At 39.0% G+C, this 22,091-nt stretch carries 19 protein-coding genes and 2 pseudogenes; 8 read left to right on the top strand and 13 right to left on the bottom strand.

All coding sequences use genetic code 11. The features are described from left to right. Nucleotides 1–177 precede the first annotated feature (177 nt). Genes U0839_RS03935 through U0839_RS03920 form a run of 4 tightly spaced genes read left to right on the top strand, consistent with a single transcriptional unit; the run spans nucleotide 178 to nucleotide 3,649 of the window. Complete coding sequence (locus U0839_RS03935) at nucleotides 178–1,317, top strand: MlaE family ABC transporter permease (protein ID WP_155572337.1); 1,140 nt, start codon at nucleotides 178–180, stop codon at nucleotides 1,315–1,317. 3 nt (nucleotides 1,318–1,320) lie between these two features. Next, nucleotides 1,321–2,112 (top strand): ABC transporter ATP-binding protein, encoded by a 792-nt coding sequence (locus tag U0839_RS03930; protein ID WP_155566040.1) that lies wholly within the window; start codon nucleotides 1,321–1,323, stop codon nucleotides 2,110–2,112. Next, nucleotides 2,109–3,059: an MlaD family protein gene (locus U0839_RS03925; protein WP_122124116.1), complete on the top strand. Its 951-nt coding sequence runs from the start codon at nucleotides 2,109–2,111 to the stop codon at nucleotides 3,057–3,059. Before U0839_RS03930 ends, U0839_RS03925 begins: the two co-directional genes overlap by 4 nt. Further along, nucleotides 3,056–3,649 (top strand): membrane integrity-associated transporter subunit PqiC, encoded by a 594-nt coding sequence (locus U0839_RS03920; RefSeq protein WP_155566041.1) that lies wholly within the window; start codon nucleotides 3,056–3,058, stop codon nucleotides 3,647–3,649. The genes U0839_RS03925 and U0839_RS03920 overlap by 4 nt, the downstream gene beginning before the upstream one ends. A gap of 5 nt (nucleotides 3,650–3,654) precedes the next feature. On the opposite strand, the gene rbfA is transcribed toward U0839_RS03920, so the two are convergent. From rbfA to acnA, 7 genes and pseudogenes are all read right to left on the bottom strand, one after another. Next, nucleotides 3,655–4,080, bottom strand: a complete 426-nt coding sequence (gene rbfA / locus U0839_RS03915) for a 30S ribosome-binding factor RbfA (RefSeq protein ID WP_122124118.1) — start codon at nucleotides 4,078–4,080, stop codon at nucleotides 3,655–3,657. Further along, a pseudogene (gene infB, locus U0839_RS03910) lies at nucleotides 4,080–6,056 on the bottom strand (translation initiation factor IF-2); the annotation flags it as partial. The pseudogene infB and the gene rbfA, both read right to left, overlap by 1 nt. Before the next feature lie 174 nt (nucleotides 6,057–6,230). After that, nucleotides 6,231–6,899: pseudogene (locus U0839_RS03905) on the bottom strand (translation initiation factor IF-2 associated domain-containing protein); the annotation flags it as partial. 59 nt (nucleotides 6,900–6,958) lie between these two features. Continuing rightward, complete coding sequence (locus tag U0839_RS03900; RefSeq protein ID WP_155566043.1) at nucleotides 6,959–7,543, bottom strand: RNA-binding protein; 585 nt, start codon at nucleotides 7,541–7,543, stop codon at nucleotides 6,959–6,961. 92 nt (nucleotides 7,544–7,635) lie between these two features. Beyond that, nucleotides 7,636–9,165 (bottom strand): transcription termination factor NusA, encoded by a 1,530-nt coding sequence (gene nusA / locus U0839_RS03895; protein ID WP_155566044.1) that lies wholly within the window; start codon nucleotides 9,163–9,165, stop codon nucleotides 7,636–7,638. Between the two features lie 61 nt (nucleotides 9,166–9,226). Further along, the gene (gene rimP, locus U0839_RS03890; protein ID WP_155566045.1) at nucleotides 9,227–9,769 is read right to left on the bottom strand and encodes a ribosome maturation factor RimP; all 543 of its coding nucleotides are present in this window, start codon (nucleotides 9,767–9,769) and stop codon (nucleotides 9,227–9,229) included. Between the two features lie 213 nt (nucleotides 9,770–9,982). After that, nucleotides 9,983–12,667 carry an aconitate hydratase AcnA gene (gene acnA / locus U0839_RS03885; protein ID WP_155566046.1) on the bottom strand — a complete coding sequence of 895 codons (2,685 nt, stop codon included), beginning with the start codon at nucleotides 12,665–12,667 and terminating at the stop codon, nucleotides 9,983–9,985. A gap of 183 nt (nucleotides 12,668–12,850) precedes the next feature. Here acnA and ccmA point away from each other — a divergent pair, with 183 nt between their 5' ends. Both ccmA and ccmB read left to right on the top strand, forming a co-directional pair. Beyond that, nucleotides 12,851–13,471 (top strand): heme ABC exporter ATP-binding protein CcmA, encoded by a 621-nt coding sequence (gene ccmA, locus U0839_RS03880; RefSeq protein WP_155566047.1) that lies wholly within the window; start codon nucleotides 12,851–12,853, stop codon nucleotides 13,469–13,471. A gap of 12 nt (nucleotides 13,472–13,483) precedes the next feature. After that, nucleotides 13,484–14,146: a heme exporter protein CcmB gene (ccmB, locus tag U0839_RS03875; protein WP_155566048.1), complete on the top strand. Its 663-nt coding sequence runs from the start codon at nucleotides 13,484–13,486 to the stop codon at nucleotides 14,144–14,146. Nucleotides 14,147–14,152: 6 nt separating this feature from the next. Here ccmB and U0839_RS03870 read toward each other — a convergent pair whose 3' ends face one another. After that, a complete protein-coding gene (locus U0839_RS03870; protein ID WP_155566049.1) occupies nucleotides 14,153–14,518 on the bottom strand; it encodes a copper resistance protein CopC in 366 nt (121 codons plus the stop codon). Between the two features lie 129 nt (nucleotides 14,519–14,647). Between U0839_RS03870 and U0839_RS03865 the strand changes: the two genes are divergently transcribed. Further along, nucleotides 14,648–15,010 carry a hypothetical protein gene (locus U0839_RS03865; RefSeq protein ID WP_155566050.1) on the top strand — a complete coding sequence of 121 codons (363 nt, stop codon included), beginning with the start codon at nucleotides 14,648–14,650 and terminating at the stop codon, nucleotides 15,008–15,010. 124 nt (nucleotides 15,011–15,134) lie between these two features. Here U0839_RS03865 and U0839_RS03860 read toward each other — a convergent pair whose 3' ends face one another. Beyond that, complete coding sequence (locus U0839_RS03860; RefSeq protein ID WP_155566051.1) at nucleotides 15,135–18,500, bottom strand: S41 family peptidase; 3,366 nt, start codon at nucleotides 18,498–18,500, stop codon at nucleotides 15,135–15,137. A gap of 133 nt (nucleotides 18,501–18,633) precedes the next feature. On the opposite strand from U0839_RS03860, the gene U0839_RS03855 reads away from it, so the two are divergent. After that, the gene (locus tag U0839_RS03855; protein ID WP_110439118.1) at nucleotides 18,634–18,876 is read left to right on the top strand and encodes a DUF3297 family protein; all 243 of its coding nucleotides are present in this window, start codon (nucleotides 18,634–18,636) and stop codon (nucleotides 18,874–18,876) included. A gap of 62 nt (nucleotides 18,877–18,938) precedes the next feature. On the opposite strand, the gene U0839_RS03850 is transcribed toward U0839_RS03855, so the two are convergent. The 4 genes from U0839_RS03850 to U0839_RS03835 form a co-directional block, all read right to left on the bottom strand. Then, nucleotides 18,939–19,676 (bottom strand): dienelactone hydrolase family protein, encoded by a 738-nt coding sequence (locus U0839_RS03850; protein WP_370533617.1) that lies wholly within the window; start codon nucleotides 19,674–19,676, stop codon nucleotides 18,939–18,941. A gap of 21 nt (nucleotides 19,677–19,697) precedes the next feature. Further along, on the bottom strand, nucleotides 19,698–20,144 hold the full coding sequence (locus tag U0839_RS03845) for an META domain-containing protein (RefSeq protein ID WP_155566052.1): 447 nt from the start codon (nucleotides 20,142–20,144) through the stop codon (nucleotides 19,698–19,700). Between the two features lie 91 nt (nucleotides 20,145–20,235). Next, entirely contained in the window at nucleotides 20,236–20,622 is a 387-nt protein-coding gene (gene crcB, locus U0839_RS03840; RefSeq protein ID WP_155566053.1) for a fluoride efflux transporter CrcB, read from the bottom strand. Between the two features lie 69 nt (nucleotides 20,623–20,691). After that, nucleotides 20,692–21,987, bottom strand: coding sequence for a radical SAM protein (locus U0839_RS03835; protein ID WP_155566054.1), 1,296 nt, complete (start codon nucleotides 21,985–21,987; stop codon nucleotides 20,692–20,694). Between the last annotated feature and the right edge of the window lie 104 nt (nucleotides 21,988–22,091).

Genomic DNA, 22,091 nt, shown 5'->3' with positions numbered 1-22,091 from the left:
ATTACCAATACTTCTCTTTTTTACATAGTTACTTTTTACAAAAAAAACCATATTATATAAAAAATTAAAATGATAATAAATTCACCTACATTTCATATAAGTATATAATGTTTTATATATTTACCTTTTTAGTATAATTTTATGAAATAAAATTATTCAACATTATTCAGACAAAGCATGAGCGATATAAATTCAGATCAGCAGCCTCAGTGGAAACTAGAGCAGCAAGAAAATCATTATGTTATTTCCTTAAGTGGGCAATGGTTAGCAAAAAACAATAACATTCCCCGATTTTCTCCAAAAAATCTAGAAAGGATCCCTGCTCATCAAACGCTTTATTTTGATGCTAGAAATCTTAAAAACTGGGATAGTGGATTGATTGTCTTTCTTTGGGATATCAAATGTCAGGCCACCAAACATTCCATAAAATTCTCTGACAAGGATCTGCCTGCTTCCGCACAAGAACTTCTTTCCCTCTTGCATGAAAGCAAAGATGAGGGACCTGTTAAACATTCATCTCCCTTTCGTCCGTTATATATGATTGGTGAATGGACTATCAACGGACTGACCAATCTTGGCATAACTGTCCAGATGCTTAAGGAAGTTATTATTGGTATTTTAAAATCCCTCACCGGCCGTTCTTACATGCGAATTGTGGATTTGATTTCTGATGTCCAGAACGCTGGTCCGTCTGCCCTCTTAATCATCAGTGTTGTTAATTTTCTAGTCGGGGCAATTCTTGGTTTTGTCGGTGCAGTACAATTACGCAGGTTTGCAGCTGACGCTTATGTGGCAAACTTGGTCAGCATTGCAACTGTTCGGGAAATGGCTGCCGTCATGAGTGCTATTGTTATTTCAGGCCGAACAGGTGGGGCCTATGCAGCCCGTATTTCAACAATGCAGGGAAATGAGGAAATCGATGCGTTAAAAGTCATGGGTGTTTCCGTTATGGAATATCTTATTCTTCCATCAATGCTCTCACTTGTAATCACCATGCCGATTTTATATCTTTATGGCTGTTTTATGGGAATTCTTGGCGGATTGATTGTTTCCATTTTCATGTTAAAAGTTTCAATCATAGGATTTTTACAACAAAGTTTCGGAGCGGTTGCTTTCAACCAATTTGTGTTTGGTGGTCTCAAAACCATTTCATTTGCAATATTTATAGGGGTAAGCAGCTGTTACATCGGGTTAAAATCAGGACGAAGTGCGGTTGATGTCGGCTTGGCTGCGACCAAAGCTGTGGTTACTGGCATTGTAGGGGTGATCGCTATTGATGCCATATTTGCCGTTATTGCTGATATGATTGGAATATAAATAATGAGCAACCAATCCAGCAATATACTTCTATCCGTTAAAAATCTCACCATTGGTTACGGTACAAAGGTTATCCAGAAAAACATTAATTTTGACGTTAAGCAAGGCAGCATTTTTGCCCTAATGGGTGGTAGTGGATGTGGAAAAAGTACACTTCTTAAATCCATGATAGGGCTTTTAGAACCAATAGCGGGTGATTATCTTGTCAAGAATGAAAATTACTGGAGAGTTTCGAGAAAACATCGCATAAAAATCGCGCATAATTTTGGTATTTTGTTTCAAAATGCTGCTCTATGGAGCTCTATGACAGTAGGTGAAAATGTTGCACTTCCATTGCAACTTTTTACCAACCTTTCTCCAGAAATGATTCATCGATTGGTAGAATTAAAACTGGGGCTGGTTGGAATGGAATATGCCATTAACCTGTATCCCTCTGAATTAAGCGGAGGAATGAGAAAACGGTGTGGCTTGGCTAGAGCTCTTGCCCTTGATCCAGAAATCCTATTTTTTGATGAACCCTCAGCCGGACTTGATCCCATCACTTCTAAGAGACTTGATGATTTAATTCTCACCTTACGAAATGGATTGGGAAGCACAATCATCATAGTCAGTCACGAATTATCAAGTTTATTTACAATTGCAGATGATGGTATATTCCTTGACGCGGAATCAAAGACACCCCTTGCCCATGGTTCACCACAAGAAATGCACGATCATCCATCCTGTCAATTGGTATACGATTTTATGCATAGACAACGTTATGAAAATGCAGAAGAGAAAGAAGAACAAAGATGACCATTAATAAACAAACCACAATCGGGGCTTTTGTATTGGGAGGAATAATTCTTGCTCTTTGTGCTGTTATTTTTTTCAGTAATTTTAATCTTTTTTCAAAAAAAGAGCATGCCATAATCGTTTTTCCAAGCTCAATATCAGGATTATCCATTGGAGCGCCTGTTACGTTCAGAGGAGTACAGGTAGGAACCGTTGATTCCATTAATCTCCAATTCGATCAAGGCAGTCACAAAGCATATATCCCTGTAGTAATCAATATTGATCCCAGAAAAATCCGCATAGGATATAAATATAATAATTTTAAAAAACTATTGGAAAAAATGATAGAAAATGGACTTTGTGCAGAAATTAGCACAGAAAGTTTCGTTACCGGTACGTCCAATATTTTTCTTGATTTTGATTTGCAGAATGCCCCTCACTTTCATCCTGTGATTGCAAAAAATCTTACAGAAATACCTTCCCGTCCCTCTACGTTTCAAAAAATCAAATCCGAATTAATGAATCTACAACTTGAACAACTTTCCAGAAACCTAAATGACACTGCACAAAAAATAGGACAACTTGCCGAAACTTTAAACAAACAAACTCCTGATCTTATTAATAGCGTCAAGAAAACATCAGATAGTACAAATATTCTGGTGACTCATATCAACAAAAACATAGATGGTTTATTGAAGAACTTTAATAAATTGCTTGTTGATGGAGATGTCCAACTTCGTTCACGCGGAAAAGAGCTTCACATTTTATTAAACAATTCAAACAAAGCCGTGTCATCAGCATCAGAAATGATTGATAATGTGAAAACGCTTACCTCATCCCGTTCACCTTCACGAAACAATCTTGAAATTATTCTGAAGAACCTTGCTGATGCTTCCACTTCACTTCGAGGATTTTCGCGGGAAATAGAACGTAATCCTAAATTATTACTGATTGGTCGAAAACAATGAATAAATTCATCGCTTTATCCTCATTAAGTACCTTATTTATTCTCGGGGGATGCAGTGCTCCCCCTCTTAAATATTACACTTTCAATGAAAATATTATAAATCAGTCGACAAACAAAATTACACAATATTCTGAAACTTCCCCCACTATTATCATTACACCGATCACAGTACCGGATTACCTTGACACAACCGATATTGTTACCCGAGAAAACAGCAGTCTTCATCATAGTGTCAACGGAAGAATGAGTAGCGTTTTATCCGTTGCCGTAACCGATTATGTTACACATTTGCTATCCATAAAAAATCCAACTCTATTCATAACCAATCAAAGACAGGTTGGTATGCCAACAAGTCAGATCCTGATCAATATCAGCCACTTGGATGTACAAAATCTGGGGAATCAAAATGGCTCAGCAATCTTGGAAGCTGATTGGTCCATTATTCCCAGAAATGAACATCTACCCATCAACAAACAAAAAGGAACCTTTTTCGCATCGGGTTCCATTGCTTCTGACAGTGATGTAATCAAAATAGAACAGGCTCTATTAATCCAACTGGTTAATCAAATCAGTAAAAATCCTTTGTACTAACTTGATTATTGATTTTCTTTTTCAAGGTCTCTCAAAACTTCCGGACTATTCAGCACTGCATCAATCTTAGCTGCATAGTCCAAAGTTGTATCAGGCTGAAATCTCAAATCAGGTAAAAATTTAAGTCTAATTTTTTGTGATAGCTGATTTCTCAAATAAGGTGCAACTCGTTTTAATGCAGGTAAAAAATCCCCTACATCACTTTTCCCTAAGTGAGAAATATATACAATTGCATGACGCAAATCAGGCGTCATGCGCACTTCCGTTACTGTAAATTTCTGTCCCTGAAGTTCAGGCACACGAAATTCGATCCGGATGAATAAATCTGCCAAAATATGCCTGATTTCTTCAGCAACGCGCAATTGCCGTTGAGAAGGGCCTTTTGAATCCTTTTTCAAAAAATCCTTCCCAGTTACTATAAATTTATCCATCAAGCCTGTACTGTTTCAATTTCATAACATTCAACAACGTCTCCCTCTCGCAAGTCATTGTATCCTGAAAAAGAAAGTCCACATTCATAATCATGTGCCACTTCTTTGACATCATCCTTGAAACGTTTAAGCTGGCTTAAATTACCCTGATGAATAACAACATTATCACGCAACAACCGAACACCGCAGCCTCGACGAACCACGCCCTGTGTTACGTAACATCCTGCAACCTTACCAGTTTTACTAATGGTAAAGACTTTACGAATTTCTGCATAACCCAAGAATTTCTCACGCTGTTTTGGTGCAATACGTCCTTTAATAATCTGTTCAATATCATCAACCACCTGATAAATAATTGAATAGTAATGAATATCAACACCTTCATGCTGCGCAAGTTCTCTAGCCTGCGTTGTTGCCCTTACATTAAAGGCGATAATGATAGCCTGTGATGCTTTGGCAAGTTGAACATCACTTTCCGTAATCTGACCAACTGTTGCGGATAAAACGCGAACTTTAATTTCCTCATGTTCAAGTTTCTGAACTGTCGCCTGAATAGCCTCAGCAGATCCCTGAACATCAGCCTTGATTAAGACAGCAATTTCTTTTTGCTCATTTGCTTGAATACGCGCAAGCATCTGATCCAAGGTTCCACGTGCAGCCATTCTAACCGCTGCCTGTTTTTCACGAGCCTTACGTTGCCTAAATTCAGAAATTTCACGAGCTTTACTTTCATTATCCACAACAACAAAAGGCTCACCAGCACGAGGTACACCCGTTAAACCCAAAAGCTCTACGGGTGTGGAAGGTCCAGCTTTTTTCATATTCTTGCTTTTATCATCCAGCATCGCACGAACACGACCCCATTCAGAACCAGCGACAATAACATCTCCTTTATTCAAGGTTCCTTTCTGAACCAATAAAGTCGCAACAGGTCCACGTCCCTTGTCCAAACGGCTTTCAATAACAGCACCCTCTGCCACTCTATTCGGGTTTGCTTTTAATTCCAACAATTCAGCCAGCAAAATGATTGCTTCTTCCAGTTTGTCCAAACCGATATGTTTTTTAGCCGAAACTTCAACATCCTGAGTATCACCCCCCATTTTCTCAACGACGATTTCATGATTCAAAAGCTCCTGTCTTACACGGTCAGGATTGGCTCCAGGCAAATCACATTTATTAATGGCGACAATAATTGGAACATTTGCAGCTTTAGCATGTTTAATTGCCTCAATTGTCTGAGGCATGACCCCATCATCCGCAGCAACAACAAGCACCACGATATCCGTCACTGACGCTCCCCTGGAACGCATCGCCGTGAATGCCTCATGACCAGGCGTATCTAAAAAGGTGATTTTAGCACCTGACTGCATTCTAACCTGATAGGCGCCAATATGCTGGGTAATCCCACCAGCCTCCTTATGCGCAATATCCGTTGTCCGCAGAGCATCCAGCAAAGAGGTTTTACCATGATCAACATGTCCCATCACCGCTACAACAGGTGGACGGGGCAATTTATCCTCATCCTTATCCTCTACACCTTCAATACCAAGTTCAACATCACTATCGGCAACCCTATGCACACGATGACCAAATTCCTCGATAATCAATTCGGCCGTGTCTGCATCCAATGACTGATTAACTGTTGCCATCACACCCATTTTCATCAGGGCTTTAATAACGACTCCTTGGCGTGCAGCCATACGATTGGCAAGTTCTTGTACGGTAATTGTTTCTGGAAGAGTGACATCACGAACAACCTTTACCTGATCCGTACGTAATTTCTCCAACTCTGCTTGACGGCGTTCACGTTCTCTTTGACGACGTACCGAAGCCAACGAACGAACTTTATTATCATCCTCGCCCTCAATCGCTGCCTGAATATCTATTTTACCAGAACGTCGACCATCCCCCTTGCCTCGACTACTGCTTTTACGATTTACACCGCTTCCACGACGGGACGAACCACGACGACCTTCCCCTTCATCAGAATCCATATCATCCTGAACATTAATCCTGCGTGAAGATTCAACAGATTTCTTATTTATTTTTCCGTCTTTTTCAGATGTTTTGACATTGAGAACAGATTCACTTGAATTTTTTACTGAGGTTTTACCAGATACGGATTCTCCATTCTTAACAGACTCACTCACCACAGGTTTTTCAGGCAAAATAGCCCTTTTTGCCAAAGGTTCCACAGGAACAGGCTCTGGTGCCAAGGTAATTTCACCAGGAATAGGAACCTTGGAAACCTTGACCCGACGTAATGGAGGTTCAGATGCAGTTTTCGTTTTTTTGGATTTTATAGTTTTTTTAGATTCTTCTTCTGTCTCAGATACAGCAATTTTTTCCTGCTCAACAGTTTCCTTGCCTTCTTCCTGCGCAGCCTTTTCAGCCTCTGCCTGTGCCTTGGCTAGAACTTTCTCTTCTTCCTGTTTTTTACGTAATCTCTCCGCTTCTGAAAGAATAGATATTTTTTCCTGTTCTTGACGTTCAAGATTTTTACGCTGCTGTTCAAGCTTTTGTTCTTCCAGAACACGCTGTCTGATGGCTAATTCTGCAGCTGTCAAGGAGCGTTTACTCGAACCAGCAGATGCTTTTTTTGCCGCAGGTTTACGGACACTATTAACCTGTTTTTCCTTACTGCCAGGCGCACTACGCTTTTTACGTACTTCAACCTGGACAACCTTGCTGCGTCCATGGCTAAAACTTTGCCTAATAGATCCGGCATCGACAGTCTGCCCCACGTCCCTTTTTACTGATGAACGTAAAGATAAACGTTTTTTACCCTGTCCTTGTTCTTGATCGTTGCCTTCGCTCATATACCTGCCTGTTCTTAAATCCATTTTCGATGGGTTGACTTATTCCATCGATTTATACCCTAATTTATTATTCCTGATAACCGTTTATTATCAAAAAGAATTTGTTTTACAAACGGTCCCCTGTAAATTGCTGCATGAACTATATATTCTCGACCAAAAATCATTCCCAATTCTTTTGCCGTAAAAACTGCCATGACAGGTAAAAGACCCGTTCCTGATAATATACGCTTTTTTTCTTCTTCACTACCATCTATAGCCTGTATAATCAATCCAGCAATATTCTGAGAAATCTTTTCTCTTACTTTTACAAAACCGTACGTAATCTGTCCAGCACGTCTTGCAAAACCAAATGTATCCTTAATTTTATTCCGCAAACCATCCCTAATTATTGACACCAAATTTTCCGGAACCGTAACCTGACATTGCATTGCACGTGAGAACGAACGCATTTCTATCGCCTTATGTATGATATTTTTATCGGCTTTCAACCACATCCCTCTTCCAGGAAGCCGTTCTGTCAAATCTGGAACAATATATCCATCTGGCGACAAAACAAAACGAATTAAATTTTCAGGATCATCTCTTTCCCTTGTAACCACACAGAAACGTTGACGATTCGCCGAGCTATCAGGACTTTTATTCATTAGCGTAAACTATTCAAAATTAAAAGAAAATAATAAATCAAAATGATTAGGCCTCCCATGAAGCCTAATCATTTAAATATCATTATCAAATTTTATTCTTTATCTTGACTTTCCTCGCCTCCCTCTTCTTCAAACCAATGTTCTCTGGCCTGCATAATAATTGCATTGGCTGTTTCTTCATCAATTGCATCTGCACCAAGAATCTCGATCAGTTCATCACTGGCAAGGTCAGCTAAATCATCGAGCGTTTTCACCCCTTTTTCACCCAATAAGATCAACATTTGTTGTGTAAAGCAATCAAGTTCCACAAGCTCATCCGAAACCCCAAGAGCCTGCCTTTTCTCATCCAGAGAACGATGTTGTTTTTCCAAACATTCTTCTGCCCTCTGGACAAGCTCTTGCGCGATATTTGCATCAAAACCTTCAATTTCAGCCAATTCCTGGGGATCGGCAAAAGCAAGCTCCTCAATAGTATGAAAACCTTCTGTAACCAACAGGCCGGCAATCACATCATCAACATCCAGCTCTTCGGCAAAAATAGCGGATCTGCGACGGAATTCTTCTTGTCTACGATCTGATTCTTCTGTTTCGGTCAGAATATCAATGTCCCATCGTGTCAATTGACTGGCCAAACGAACATTTTGTCCACGACGTCCAATAGCTAAACTCAATTGATCATCTGGAACCACAACCTCCACACGCCCAGCTTCCTCATCCATGACAACTTTTGTAACTTCCGCCGGTGCCAAGGCATTCACGACAAAGGTGGCCGCCTGACCGCTCCAAGGAATGATATCAATTTTTTCCCCTTGCAATTCCTGTACTACAGCTTGTACACGAGACCCCCTGACTCCAACACAAGCACCAACAGGATCAATGGTACTGTCTTTTGAAATAACAGCCATTTTCGCTCGGGAACCCGGATCTCTGGCGACTGCCTTAATCTCGATAATACCATCATAGATTTCAGGCACTTCCTGTGCAAACAATTTCGCCAAAAATGCGGGGTGCGTCCTAGATAAAAAGATCTGTGGACCACGTGGCTCCTTACGGACATCACAAATATAGGCTCTTACACGCTCTGAATTCCGAAAGTTTTCTCTTGGAATCAATTCATCACGCCTTAACAAAGCTTCGACACTGCCAATTTCCACCAACAGATTGCCATATTCAGTTCGTTTCACTGTTCCATTCACAATTTCACCAATACGGTCCTTGAAATCCTCATATTGACGATTCCGTTCACATTCACGAACACGTTGCACGATAACCTGCTTTGCAGTCTGTGCAGCGATACGGCCAAAATCTATGGGTGGCAATGGATCAATAAGATATTCACCAATCTTAATATCAGGCTGTATCTTGAGCGCAATTTTATATGGAATTTGTGAAGCCTCATTTTCAACTTCCTCCACGACTTCTGTCCATCGGGAAAGGCGCACCTCTCCCGTCTTACGATCAATTATCGCACGAATGTCTTTTTCATGACCATATTTAGCGCGTCCAGCCTTTTGAATGGCCTGTTCCATCGCTTCGAGAATCTCTTCCCGGCTAATGGCTTTTTCACGTGCAACAGCATCAGCAACCAATAACAATTCAGGACGAGCAACAGACGTATCCATTTTAACCTCACAATCTATTATACCAGATTAAACCGGTTTTGATTTTATTTTCACTTATACTTTATTCAGTTTCCGACCCAGATAAAGCATTGACCATATGACTGCATGCATCAATTAAAGAATCAGTCAGCACCAATTTAGCCTTGCGTATTTCTGACAAAGGCAATTCAATTTCAGAACCTGTATCTAAACGCATACGCGCATTCTGTTCATCCGCTCCCAGGGCAATCCCGGAAAACCGTCTTCTGCCTTCAATTGGAATCATCATTTCCACTTTGGCAAGATGACCCGCAAAACGGTTCCAATCTTTTACGCGCACCAAGGGACGATCGATTCCGGCGGAGGAAACCTCCAATGTCCAGGCACCTTCCATAGGATCATGAACATCCATTACAGCACTTACAGCGTGACTAATCTGTTCACAATCCTCAACATTAATCAGACTACCATCAGCCCGATCCACCATAATCTGTAAGGTCAAAGCTTGTTTGCCCAACAAAGCCACTCTAACCAACTCATATCCCATATTAATCAAAATGGGTTCAATCAAAGCGATAACACGTTGTTCAATACGTACATCAGAAATATTTTCTACGGATTCCAAAATAAAAAAGGCGGCCGACTAAGGCCACCCCCCACATCTAACGGAAGACAATTTTGTATTAATTTAACAATCTTATAAATGCTTTACAAGTAACAAATCCAAATATTTATAATTCCATGATAATGACACGTTATGTTTGGATATATTACAAATGAAAAGTGACCTGTTTAACAAATAAACAGGTCACTTACACTTTAAAACAGATTTTAAGACTTAGGCCATTAGTCTGAGAACATAAGGCAAAATGCCACCATTACGATAATATTCTACCTCTTCTTGCGTATCAACACGACAGATCACAGGAATATCCTGATGTGAACCATCATTGCGAGTTATTCTCATAATCATTTTTTGACGCGGTTTTAAAGTTTCGATACCCAAAATATCGATTTTTTCATCACCCTTCAATCCCAACGTTTTACGTGTTGTACCCTCCTCAAATAAGAGTGGCAATACACCCATTCCAACAAGATTAGAACGATGAATACGTTCAAAACTTTCAGCAATAACGGCTTTTACTCCCAACAACGTCGTACCTTTTGCCGCCCAGTCACGGGAGGAACCCATTCCGTATTCTTTACCGCCAAAAACAACCAATGGTGTATTTTCTTTTTGGTATTCCATGGCAACATCATAGATTGCCCCTTCCTTACTATCAGGATAATGCTTGCTATATCCACCTTCAACTCCTGGAACCATTTCATTACGAATACGGATATTGGCAAAAGTGCCACGCATCATGACCTCATGATTACCACGACGTGAACCATACGAGTTAAAGTCCTCCACCCTAACTCCATGTTCAGTCAAATATCTGCCAGCAGGGGAATCTTTACGAATGGAACCAGCTGGAGATATATGATCTGTTGTAACATTATCCCCTAATAACGCCAATATTCTTGCCCCTTTAATATCATGACGGGCTTCAGGATGCCGCTTCATTCCTTCAAAATAGGGAGGATTACGAACATAGGTTGATTTTGAATCCCAATCATAAGTCTGAGATCCAGTTGCCACAGCCAATCTCTGCCATTCAACCGTACCTTTACTGATATTATCATATCCCTTACGGAATTCTTCACGCGTAATCGCTGCTGCCATTACCTCTTTGATTTCCTCTGTTGAAGGCCAAATATCATGTAGATAAATTTCCTTACCATCCTTGGAAACACCAATAGGATCCTTTGTAATATCCTTACGCAAGGTTCCCAATAAAGCATAAGCGACTACCAACGGTGGACTTGCCAGATAGTTTGCGCGAACGTTTGGAGAAATACGTCCCTCAAAGTTACGGTTTCCCGAAAGAACCGCTGTTGCCACCAAATTGTTATTTTCGATAGTGTCAACAATTTCTGGTGCCAGAGGACCGGAATTTCCGATACAGGTTGTACAACCATATCCAACAATATTGAATCCAAGCGCATCAAGAGATGGAATTAACCCGGCCTTTTCTAAATATTCAGTAACAACTTTTGAACCAGGTGCAAGAGACGTTTTAACCCAAGGCTTCCGCTTCAATCCCAAAGCATGTGCTTTTTTTGCCAATAAACCAGCAGCAATCATCACTTCCGTATTAGAGGTATTGGTGCATGAAGTAATTGCCGCAATTACAACTGAACCATGTTCGAGTTTAAAATCTTTACCGGCAACAGCACAAGCGACATCTTGATCTTTACCTTCAACATGGAATCCTGAAGACAGCTCTTTGACGAATGCAGAGGTTGCATCGCTGAGGCTGATACGATCTTGTGGACGACGAGGACCTGAAATAGAGGGAACAACATTACCAATATCCAGTTCCAAAGTATCAGTAAATTCTGGTTCTTCCGCATTCGCTTCACGGAACATACCCTGTGCTTTAAGATAAGCTTCCACCAACTTAATCTGATGATCGTCACGACCGGTTAATTTGAGGTAATCCAAAGCTTGCTGGTCAACCGGGAAGAACCCACATGTTGCGCCATATTCAGGTGCCATATTTGCAATTGTAGCCCGTGTATAAAGTGGTAAATGATCCAAAGCCGGACCATAAAATTCAACAAACTTGCCAACAACACCCTTCTTACGTAACATCTGTGTAATTGTCAGAACAAGATCTGTTGCAGTTACACCCTTTGCCAATTTTCCTGTTAACCGGAAGCCGATAACATCCGGTATTAACATTGTAATCGGTTGCCCCAACATGGCTGCTTCAGCTTCGATACCTCCAACACCCCAGCCAAGAACACCCAATCCGTTGACCATTGTTGTATGGGAATCTGTTCCAAAAAGAGTGTCTGGATAGGCATAGGTTTTTCCATCTTCATCACGAAGCCAAACAACCTTGGCAATATGTTCCAAATTAACCTGATGACAAATTCCAGTATCAGGTGGAACAACGGAAAAACCTTTGAACGCTTCTTGTCCCCAACGAAGGAAAGCATACCGCTCAGCGTTTCGTTCAAATTCAAGCGTTATATTTTCTTTCAGTGCCGCATCAGATCCAAATTTATCGACCATTACAGAATGATCAATCACCAGATTTACCGGAATTAGTGGATTAACCTTTTGCGGATCACCTTTTAACTGGGTCATTCCTTCACGCATGGCAGCCAAATCGACAACAGCTGGAACCCCTGTAAAATCCTGCATCAAAATACGGGAAGGACGAAAAGGCACTTCGGACTGGCTATGATGATTCTTTTGCCATTCTATAATTGCCTTGGCATTGTCTACCGTAAAAGATTGACCATTTTCAAAGCGTAAAACATTTTCCAGCAATACTTTTAAGGTATTTGGTAAACGACGAAAATTACCCAATTTTTTCTCTGCTTCAACCAGTGAAAAATAATGATAGGTTTTTCCATCGACTTCCAACGTTTTACATGTTTTTAAATTATCCTGACCAATCAGTTTCATAATGATATCCTTAAATTATGTCGTTAGATAATCGTGTATAAACAACATTTTATATTTGTTATCTCGCCAATTACACTATACTTATTATATCTTGAATATCATAAAAGCAATTATTCATGGGCTTTTACAATTTCACTAAACAGTGTACTTTTGTAACTTAAAATCATTTTTGAAACCCTTTTCATGACCGTATCTATTGTCAATCTAACCACATTTCGAAATGAAAAACTGGTCCTGAACAATATCAATTTTTCTCTATCTGCAGGGGAAAGTCTCTGTATCCATGGTCCAAATGGCGTTGGCAAAAGTACATTATTAAGAATTCTCGCAGGGTTCAGAAAACCAGATTCAGGTAATGTTTTATGGAACTCCAGAAACATCTTTGAACATCATGAAACTTATGAAAATTATCTTCAAACTATTGCCTGGTTGGGTCATTCAAACGCCTTAAAACCGATTATGACTGTGAGAGAGAACCTGCAGTTATATTCAAAATTTTACAAAACCAATCTTCACGATTGTTTGAAAAAATTTAATTTATACCATTTAATTGATACTCCCGTTCGATTATTATCCGCTGGTCAAAAACGTCGCACAGCCCTGGCCCGCATTTTGCTTAAACCTGCAACAATTTGGTTGCTAGATGAACCAACCGTTGGATTGGATAGAGAAAACATGATCAATCTTGCTGAAATATTTGCCTCTTTTCAAAAAAACGGTGGCATGATTTTAGTCAGTACACATACAGATCTTCCATTGATCAACGCAAGATCTCTTAATCTTTCACTTCCTTCCTTACATTAAGATATCTTTCCCATGCCTTTCATTCTTCTTTTACAACGAGAAATATTACTTTCTTTCCGGCATGCCAGTGATACCATTGGAACAATCCTGTTTTTTATTTTGACAGCGACTCTTTTTCCGCTTGCGCTTGGACCAGAACCTCAAAGACTTCAGCAAATAGCCCCCGCCATTTTGTGGGTTTGCGCCCTGTTGGCCGCTTTGTTGCCTATGGAACGCATATACCAGCAAGATTATGAGGATGGGTCCCTGGATCAATTTTTTTTGCTTGGAATATCTCCCTCTACCTTGGCCTTCACCAAAATGACAGGTCACTGGTTATGTACAGGAATCCCTCTTCTCTGCGCCAGTATCCCCTTAACAATTTTATATAACTTGCCCGTATCAATCCTGCCCATTTTTATTATCAGCCTTTCACTTGGAACCGCCTGTCAATCTCTTGTCGGGGGAATGACAAATTCTATTGCCCTTGGAGCCAAGAAAAACTCTTTTTTGCTCCCTTTATTAACTTTTCCCTTGTTAACCCCCGTCCTTATTTTTGGCACCATGCTTATTGATGCAAAATTAAATAATCTCGCATTCCTACCCAATCTTCAATTACTCGGGGCATGTTTTGCTATTGCTCTACCTTTTTGCCCACTTGCTGCTGGAGCAGGTTTACGATTGGCAATAGAATGAACAAAATCAGGGATTAACAGCCTCAAAAGGAATTTCACCTGTACTTTCCTCCCCCTTCCAATTCCAAACATGCCATTGCAAGATATATTGCCCCGCCTTTAACGGATATGATGTTTTAACTTCCCTGTGATTTAAAGCGGTTGTTGCGGGAATCAAATCAGGTTGTCCAGATTGATTTATCAATAACAAACGACTGCGGAAAGGATCAAATTCATGGTCATAAACCAAATGAATTTCTTGATTCCCGGCCTTAATTTTCTGATGTGGCTGAGGATTGGAAAACTTTAAACCGATTGCTTTAGCTGTACCAGTCGATAATAACAAGGCAGTGCAGCAGGCCATAAAAATTAATTTATTTTGTTTTTTACTCATTTTGAAAGCCCTTTTAAATTTATTCTTTCAAATCTTTCAAAAAAAACTATAGCCCTATAAAATGGTTAAAACCAGTCCTTACAATAATGACTGCGATCACTTACCTATTAATCTCAACTGGAAAGATAAATGATCTTTCATCTGCGCTCTTTGGCTGTAACCATAATTGCTGGAATTAGCCTAAATATCCTGTTTACCTGTAAAGCTGTCGCCCAATATAAACGATGCTGGCTGGAAAATGGTGTTGTTACTATCAACTGCGCCCCTGCTGATGGTTATTTTTTCATAAATAGACAAAATATATATAAAAAATGTCCAATAGTTGCAGGTAGTTTAGAAAAATCCTGTAATATAGAAGATGGTTATGGGTTATTTTATAAAAATTATCATTGGTATCAATGTCCCGTACAACAAGGTAAAAAATTGGATCATTGTACTTTGGCTTCCGGATACCAGATTATTAAACTGCATCAAACTTTTTTAAAAGACTAACGATCTTTCAACATTTTAAATGTTCAAAAATCAATGTGACGGCTGTTATCTCTTCTTACTGCTTATATAAACTCTAAAAATGATAACTGTATGGCTTATATTAAGATACCATACAGTTCGAACCCTATTTCCTGTTAAAGGGGATACCGTTCTCAGGATAAGCGGTTTTCCAAGAAGGAGACTGAGGCATAGATACAGGATGATCCCTTAACTCTTTTAGCAAATAATCTATTGCCGTTTCCAATTGTCTATCATGCCCATGCTGTAATTCATCTGGAGTATTCTCAATTTCAATATCTGGATCGACCCCGTGATTTTCAATAATCCATTCTGATTGTAATCCATACAAGCTTTCTTCTGGAATAGTAATATATCCTCCATCCCTTAGCGGCCAAAAACCGCGAATACCACGTACGCCACCCCAGGTTCGCTTGCCAATCAGTTTACCCAAACCATATTTACGAAAATAATAAGGAAAGATATCACCATCAGATGCAGAATACTGGTTGATTAACGTGACCTTAGGTCCAACAATCAACTGTTCAGGCAAGGAATGAGCCATTTTTTCACGGTTTGTGGTCATTCCCACCAAGATTCTCCTTAAACGCTCAAGAAGAATTTCATCGATAAAACCACCACCGTTCCAGCGATCATCAATAATAACTGCCTGTCTATCCAGCTGGGCATAAAACTGACGGATAAACTGCTGCAATCCAAGCTCTTCCATATCTGAAAGATAGATATAGGCTATTTTCCCACCTGATAAACGATCAACCAGTCGACGATTATGTTCAATCCAGTCTTTCTCTCTTAATGACAGTTCACTTTTAATCGTATTGACTGTTACATTTTTCACGGCTTTTGTTTGCCGATCCTCAAAAGAGAGTTGGACAGGATTTTCGAGCCCGACAAAAAACCGGTAAGGGTTAATACCACTCTTTACCTCTTGACCATTTACCGTTAACAGATAATCACCTGCATGAATATTAAATCCTGGTTCAGATAAAGGACTGCGATAGGCTTTGCGGCTATTATCCCCGGAATATATTTTTGCCAAATAATAACGCTGCTTCTGTGCATCATAGGCAAAGTCAACCCCCAATAAGACTGTGGGAACTTTTTTTGTCAAATTCTGTTGATCTCCACCTCCAACATATGTATGTGAATTGCCGATTTCTCCAACCATCTGACCAATAAGATAATTGATATCCGATCTTGATCCAGCCAATGGCAATAATTTGGCATAACGATCATGAATTTCATGCCAGTTCTGTCCATTCATTTGGGGATTAACGAAAAGATCACGCTGTAGACGCCAGGCATTATCAAACATTTCCCTCCACTCTTCAGACGGAATGACAAAACTTGTTAAGGATTCAAGCTTTAATGATTTATCTTCCGTATGTTTTTCCTTGGCATCACTAATAACCCACTGGTTATTCTTGTTATATAAAAATTTCTGACCGTCATACGAAAGACTATAATTCTGAATACCCTGTTCAATTATGGTATCTTTCCTCTGTTTAACGTCATAAACATGCAACGCAGGTTTTTCACCGGGAAATTCACTAGAAATCGTTTGTGGAGGACTCATCAAGTAATAAACCTTATCCCCAGCAATCTGCATATCTGTAATCATGCCACCTTCAATTGGTAGGGGAACAATTCGACCTTCCAATCCTTTTTCATCGATCTGAATTGAAGAGATCGTTTTTCCATCCTTCTCTCTTATAACCCTATCTTTATCTACAATTCCCTCATCAGAACGAGGGGCGAATAAGGATGGGGTTGCAACCTGTAGGGTTGCCACATATATTCCCGCGCTTTTAACCGTCAGGGCATTCATTTCATTGTCAGCAAAAACAGTATTTTCATGGCGATTGGAAACAAAATATAAATATTTTCCATCAGCAGAAAATAATGGCAAATAATCATTATTGTTTCCGGATGTTAGCTGAACAATCTTATTCGTAGCAAAGTTATAAGCCCAAATTGCCCGTTGCTGATTGGATTGAGTTAAACTATAAACCAACCAATGACTGTCAGGAGAAAAACTAAAATCATGTATTTCCGCATGAATATCGGTGGCAATTTTTTTTACGGATTTACCCTCAAAATCAACTGTCCATAAATTATGGTTGCCATCTGAAAAGGCAAGCAGTTTTCCATCGGGAGAAAAACGCGGAGCATAATAATAACCTGACTTGAAATGGGTTAAAAGCCGTTCGGCCCCTCCCAGAGATGGACGAACAGCAATATTCTGTTCACCATCACTATCTGTTGTATAGGCGATCCATTTCCCATCCGGTGACCAGACGGGATGATCTGCATCTACATTACTTGCATTAATCAAATTTCGGATAGCTCCATTTTCAACAGGAACGGTGAATATATTTCCCCTTGCGGCAAAAGCGGCCCGTTTTCCATTTGGAGCAATCGAGAAATCAGGTTGTTGGGCAGAATCAGTTTTACGTACATCATCAGTCAAAGACACATAACGACGCATGATTTTTATACCATCATCCGGTACAATAACATGGATTTCATGCAGGTGCTCCGATGGAAGATCAAGCACGTATAAATGACCGCCCTGTTGAAAGACAATGCCTTGATCACCCAATGACGGAAAATCAATATCATAATCGATGAAATGCGTTACCTGACGTTTTTTTCCTGTCGTCTTGTCATAAACCCATAAATTAACGCGTCGATTTGCATCCCTGTCAGATAAAAAATAAATTTTGTCCTGATACCACATCGGAGTGGTATCTGTGCCTTTCCAATGAGTTATTTGTTCCAGTTTTTTTGTATCAAAATCATAAATATAAATATCCTGTGCCAGACCACCATCATAACGTTTCCAGGTTCGAAAATCACGATAGATACGGGTATAAGCAATTTTTTTTCCATCAGAATCATAACTTAAAAATCCAGAACGATCCAGGGGAAGCGCTTTTGGCAATCCACCTTTTATGGATACGGAAAACGGCAAACTCATCCAGCTGTTCCACGCATTCCGACGAGATAAAAATACGATTGATTTCGAATCCGGTGTCCAGGTGACAACCATATTATCAGGTCCCCAACGTTCCGGTGCAGAAGCAACAATGTCGGAATGATAGGTTAATCGTTTGACCTCTCCACCCGCAGCGGGCATGAGATAAACATCTCTATTGCCTTGATAGCTTCCTGTAAAAGCTAGCCATTGACCATCCGGTGAAAATCTCGGCATCAAATCCTCACCCTGTTCGGAAGTCAACCGAACGGCCGTTCCACCTGATTTTGAAACCTGCCAAAGATTACCCCGTGCCGAAAAAACAATTTTATTCCCATGTAAAGTTGGATAACGCATGAGAACTTGATTGTTTAAAGTTTGACTTTCCTGGGCAAGACCTGGAAAAAAAGTTCCTGCACAACCGATCATTCCGACATGAAACAATATCGTATTTACTAATAACCTATTCCATCTGTTCATGCCAAATCCACGCACTTTATTATCTCCATCTGTTCATGCCCTTTTCAGCCATTAAAATCTTCAATCGCAAAATTGCTTGTCAGGCCGAATCATTTTTTTGTAATAAGTTAAAAACTTATCGCTAAAATCACAACAAGGAAACCTAAAAATGTCAGACGCGCTTCCCGATCGCCTTTCTGCCGATCCACAAAGCCCATACTATAATGAAGAGCTTTTAAACCGTGGAGTTGGTATTCGCTTTAAAGGAGTGGAAAAAGATAATGTTATTGAATATTGTCTGAGCGAACAATGGGTCAAGGTATCCATCGGCAATACATTGACACGCAGTGGCAAGCCCATGAGCATGAAACTCAACGGCCCCGTTGAGGCATACCTCAAAGAGGAAAAATAATATTAAAAATTAAAGTAACGTAAATTTAAATATCATTCATACGTTACTTTATCGACAGCAATCTAAAAAGAATCCCTTAAAAACCGAATGACAAGCCCCATACAGGTTTGAAACAGGGCGGGATCATAGCGTGGTCCTTCATCCCTTAAAAAAGCGTGCTGGGCATTGAATTCATGCCATTCATACTGAACCTCTGCTTTTTCCAGGGCTTCACGAATCAATTGCCGACCCGCAAAAGGGATATGGGGATCCTGTTTTCCCCACGTAAACATAACCTTTCCCTTGATATCCTTAAATCGTTTCAAGGTATCATCCCTTTGCCCCTTACCAAGGGTGGCATCATGCACATTGGTGGCATAAAAACAGACAGCTGCTGATATTTCAGGGTTCAGGGCAGCTCTTAACGCTAAATGCCCTCCTAGACATACCCCCATTGATCCAATCTTGCCATTAGAATAAGGATAGGTTTTTAACCATTCAATAACTGACATCGTATCGGAATCATAAGCTGAAACAGGTTTTTCAAATTTCAAACAGTTACCCCGATCCGTCCCTTCCTTATCATATTCCAAGGCAACCCCTGGATTTTCATATTCATGATAGACTTCTGGAACAATAACAATATAACCCTGCCCTGCTATATAAGATGCCAAACGACGAATTGGCTGAGTTACCTGATAAATTTCGGAGTAAAATATGATCGCCGTATATTTTCCCTCTTTGACAGGTCGGAAAATATGACAACGCATCAAGCCTGTTGGCGTGTTAAGATCCTCTGCCTCATTCGAATAAATAATCACCCATTCATCCTTTTGTTATCATTATTTAAAATATTTTGCGGTTATTAATATCTTATTATTTTCATCAAGCAACCTTAGATATTTTCCACCAATGGAAACTGATTTAACCAATTTTAACTTGTCAAAGAAAAATTCATCCTGCGCATTAACCTGGGGATCCAAACAGGTATTTTGCTGACGTTCAATTTTACTGATTGTAATTTGGTTTCCATTGTTTTGAAAAAATCCAAGAAATTTATTACATAAACCACTTCCATTAATTCGATGTGTATAAGGATTAAAACTTAAATATGTGAATTTCTGATCATTTTGATAGGATTTAATAAATGTTTTTTGATGACTTAAATGTTCAACACGCCATATTGATTCATCAAAAGGAGCTTTACTTTTTGAATCTTGGGCAAAAGCTGAATTTATTCCTGCCCCCAATAACCCCGTACCGAAAATCATTACAATAATTTTTTTCATTTAAATTTATCCTTCTATTGCGCTTTCCCATTCAAGTAAATCTACCTAATCATACGAATAAGTTGAAGTAAACAAAATGAATGCGAAACAATCAATGAAAACAAGATCTCATCATATAGACCGTTGCAATTCCGAGAATGGTCAACCCTATTGAACAAATAAGATGCGTAAACACTATAACTCCTGCCCACATAAAACGCCCTTCTTGCATGGAAAGAACAACTTCTGCAGAAAAAGATGAAAAGGTTGATAAACCACCCAAAAAACCCGTAATAATGAAGAGGCGCCATGGTAGCAGGACTGGAATTACCACAAAAATTGCCACGGCAATACCAATAAAATAACCAGCAAGACAATTTGCAGCCAAAGTTCCAAGGGGCAAATAAGGAAAAAAAGCGTTCAAGGCAATCCCCAACCACCAGCGCAACAGACAGCCCAAGGCCCCACCTATACTGACCATCATAATTGAATTGATCATTCATTTACCTTGTTCATACAATTTATTGAATCAATCCTATAAATAAATCATTCATCAAATTGATATAATTTAATTTTTTATTATCATGTTATTACTTATTTCAATTAACTGATCATAAAAATCATGAATGTTAACAATATCTTTTATATTAGTTTCAAAGATATTTTTCTCCACTTTTTTTCCCTGTATATTTGAATAGGCCTCAACAAATATTTTTAGATGACCATCCCATGATAATCTAAGCATAAATTGACCGACAAATCTATTTACTGATATTTTCCTTTGATTTGCCTCTTCAACCTGAAGATCCTGTAAAAAAAATAACTTGTCATTATTTGGCAAGGTCTTACACAACCTTCTTAAATTCACCCAATCACTATCATTTAAAAATTCTCTCTCTTTGAAATCTTTTGAAAGATAAGGGGTATCGAATGTATTGCGAATTTCCACTTTAGAAGCATTATAATCATTAACAAGCCTATTAAATAAATCTGGCAATTCTTTCACGTTGGACTGATATGCCATGATTATAAATTGTATTCTAATTGGATGAACAGATGTCAGGACCGCTTTTTTCAACTTCTCCATATTTTCCAAAAAAATATGTTGTTTGGCACCTTTTCTCAATTGTTCATAAATTACAGAATCAAAGGATTCAAGGGAAATATTGATATGATCTATCCCGGAATTAACAAGCCAATAAAAAAACTGATCTGACATTCTCTTGGCCAGATTAGTTGTGAAAAAAATTTTATTTCTATAAATTTCAGGAACCTTCTCAATATAATCCATTAATTTAGGATGAAGAGTAGGTTCATGCAGACATGAAAACCAAAATTCACTGTTCCGAATATAAGGCAAAAAACGTAAAGCTGACTCTATGACCTCTTCACTCATAAAATATGTTTTATTTGTCGAGGTATAATCATACAAACAGAATGGACAGCGTAAGTTACAATTATTAACAATATCCATTGCCATATGTACAAATGGTTGAAATTCCAATCTAATATTTGATGCAAAAGGTATTTTATAATTTGAATTTTTTACTCGAATAACAACATTTTCATGCTCTTTCACACTGAGTACACGTGGGAATTTCATATAGAATGCATAATAACAGCTCCCATCTCCAATTTCTTTAATCGTTTCATAATGCAATTTATCAGCTACAGAAGAGACCAGTATTTCATTTGTTGTCTGCAAAATTGCTTCACAAATCAAACGCTGATTAGGAAAATCCTGATTGCATACCCAACCATATGCATATGAATCACTCAATTCATCTACAAATCCTATAAAAGGCTCAGGAACTGTAAATAAGGATTTTAATTTCTTTAATAGTATTTTAGAAATATTGTACATTATGCAGATTCATAAAAATGAAGGCTGGCTTTATATAATACATATTCGAAAAAATTACGGTAAATAAAATATATTTGTACAGAAATAAAATTGGTGAGCCATAA

Source organism: Commensalibacter sp. A3DC (genome assembly GCF_047307945.1).
In the GTDB taxonomy this organism is placed as follows: domain Bacteria; phylum Pseudomonadota; class Alphaproteobacteria; order Acetobacterales; family Acetobacteraceae; genus Commensalibacter; species Commensalibacter melissae.
Note: the sequence above shows the minus strand (reverse complement) of the source record. Positions and strands in the feature narration are given on the sequence as shown.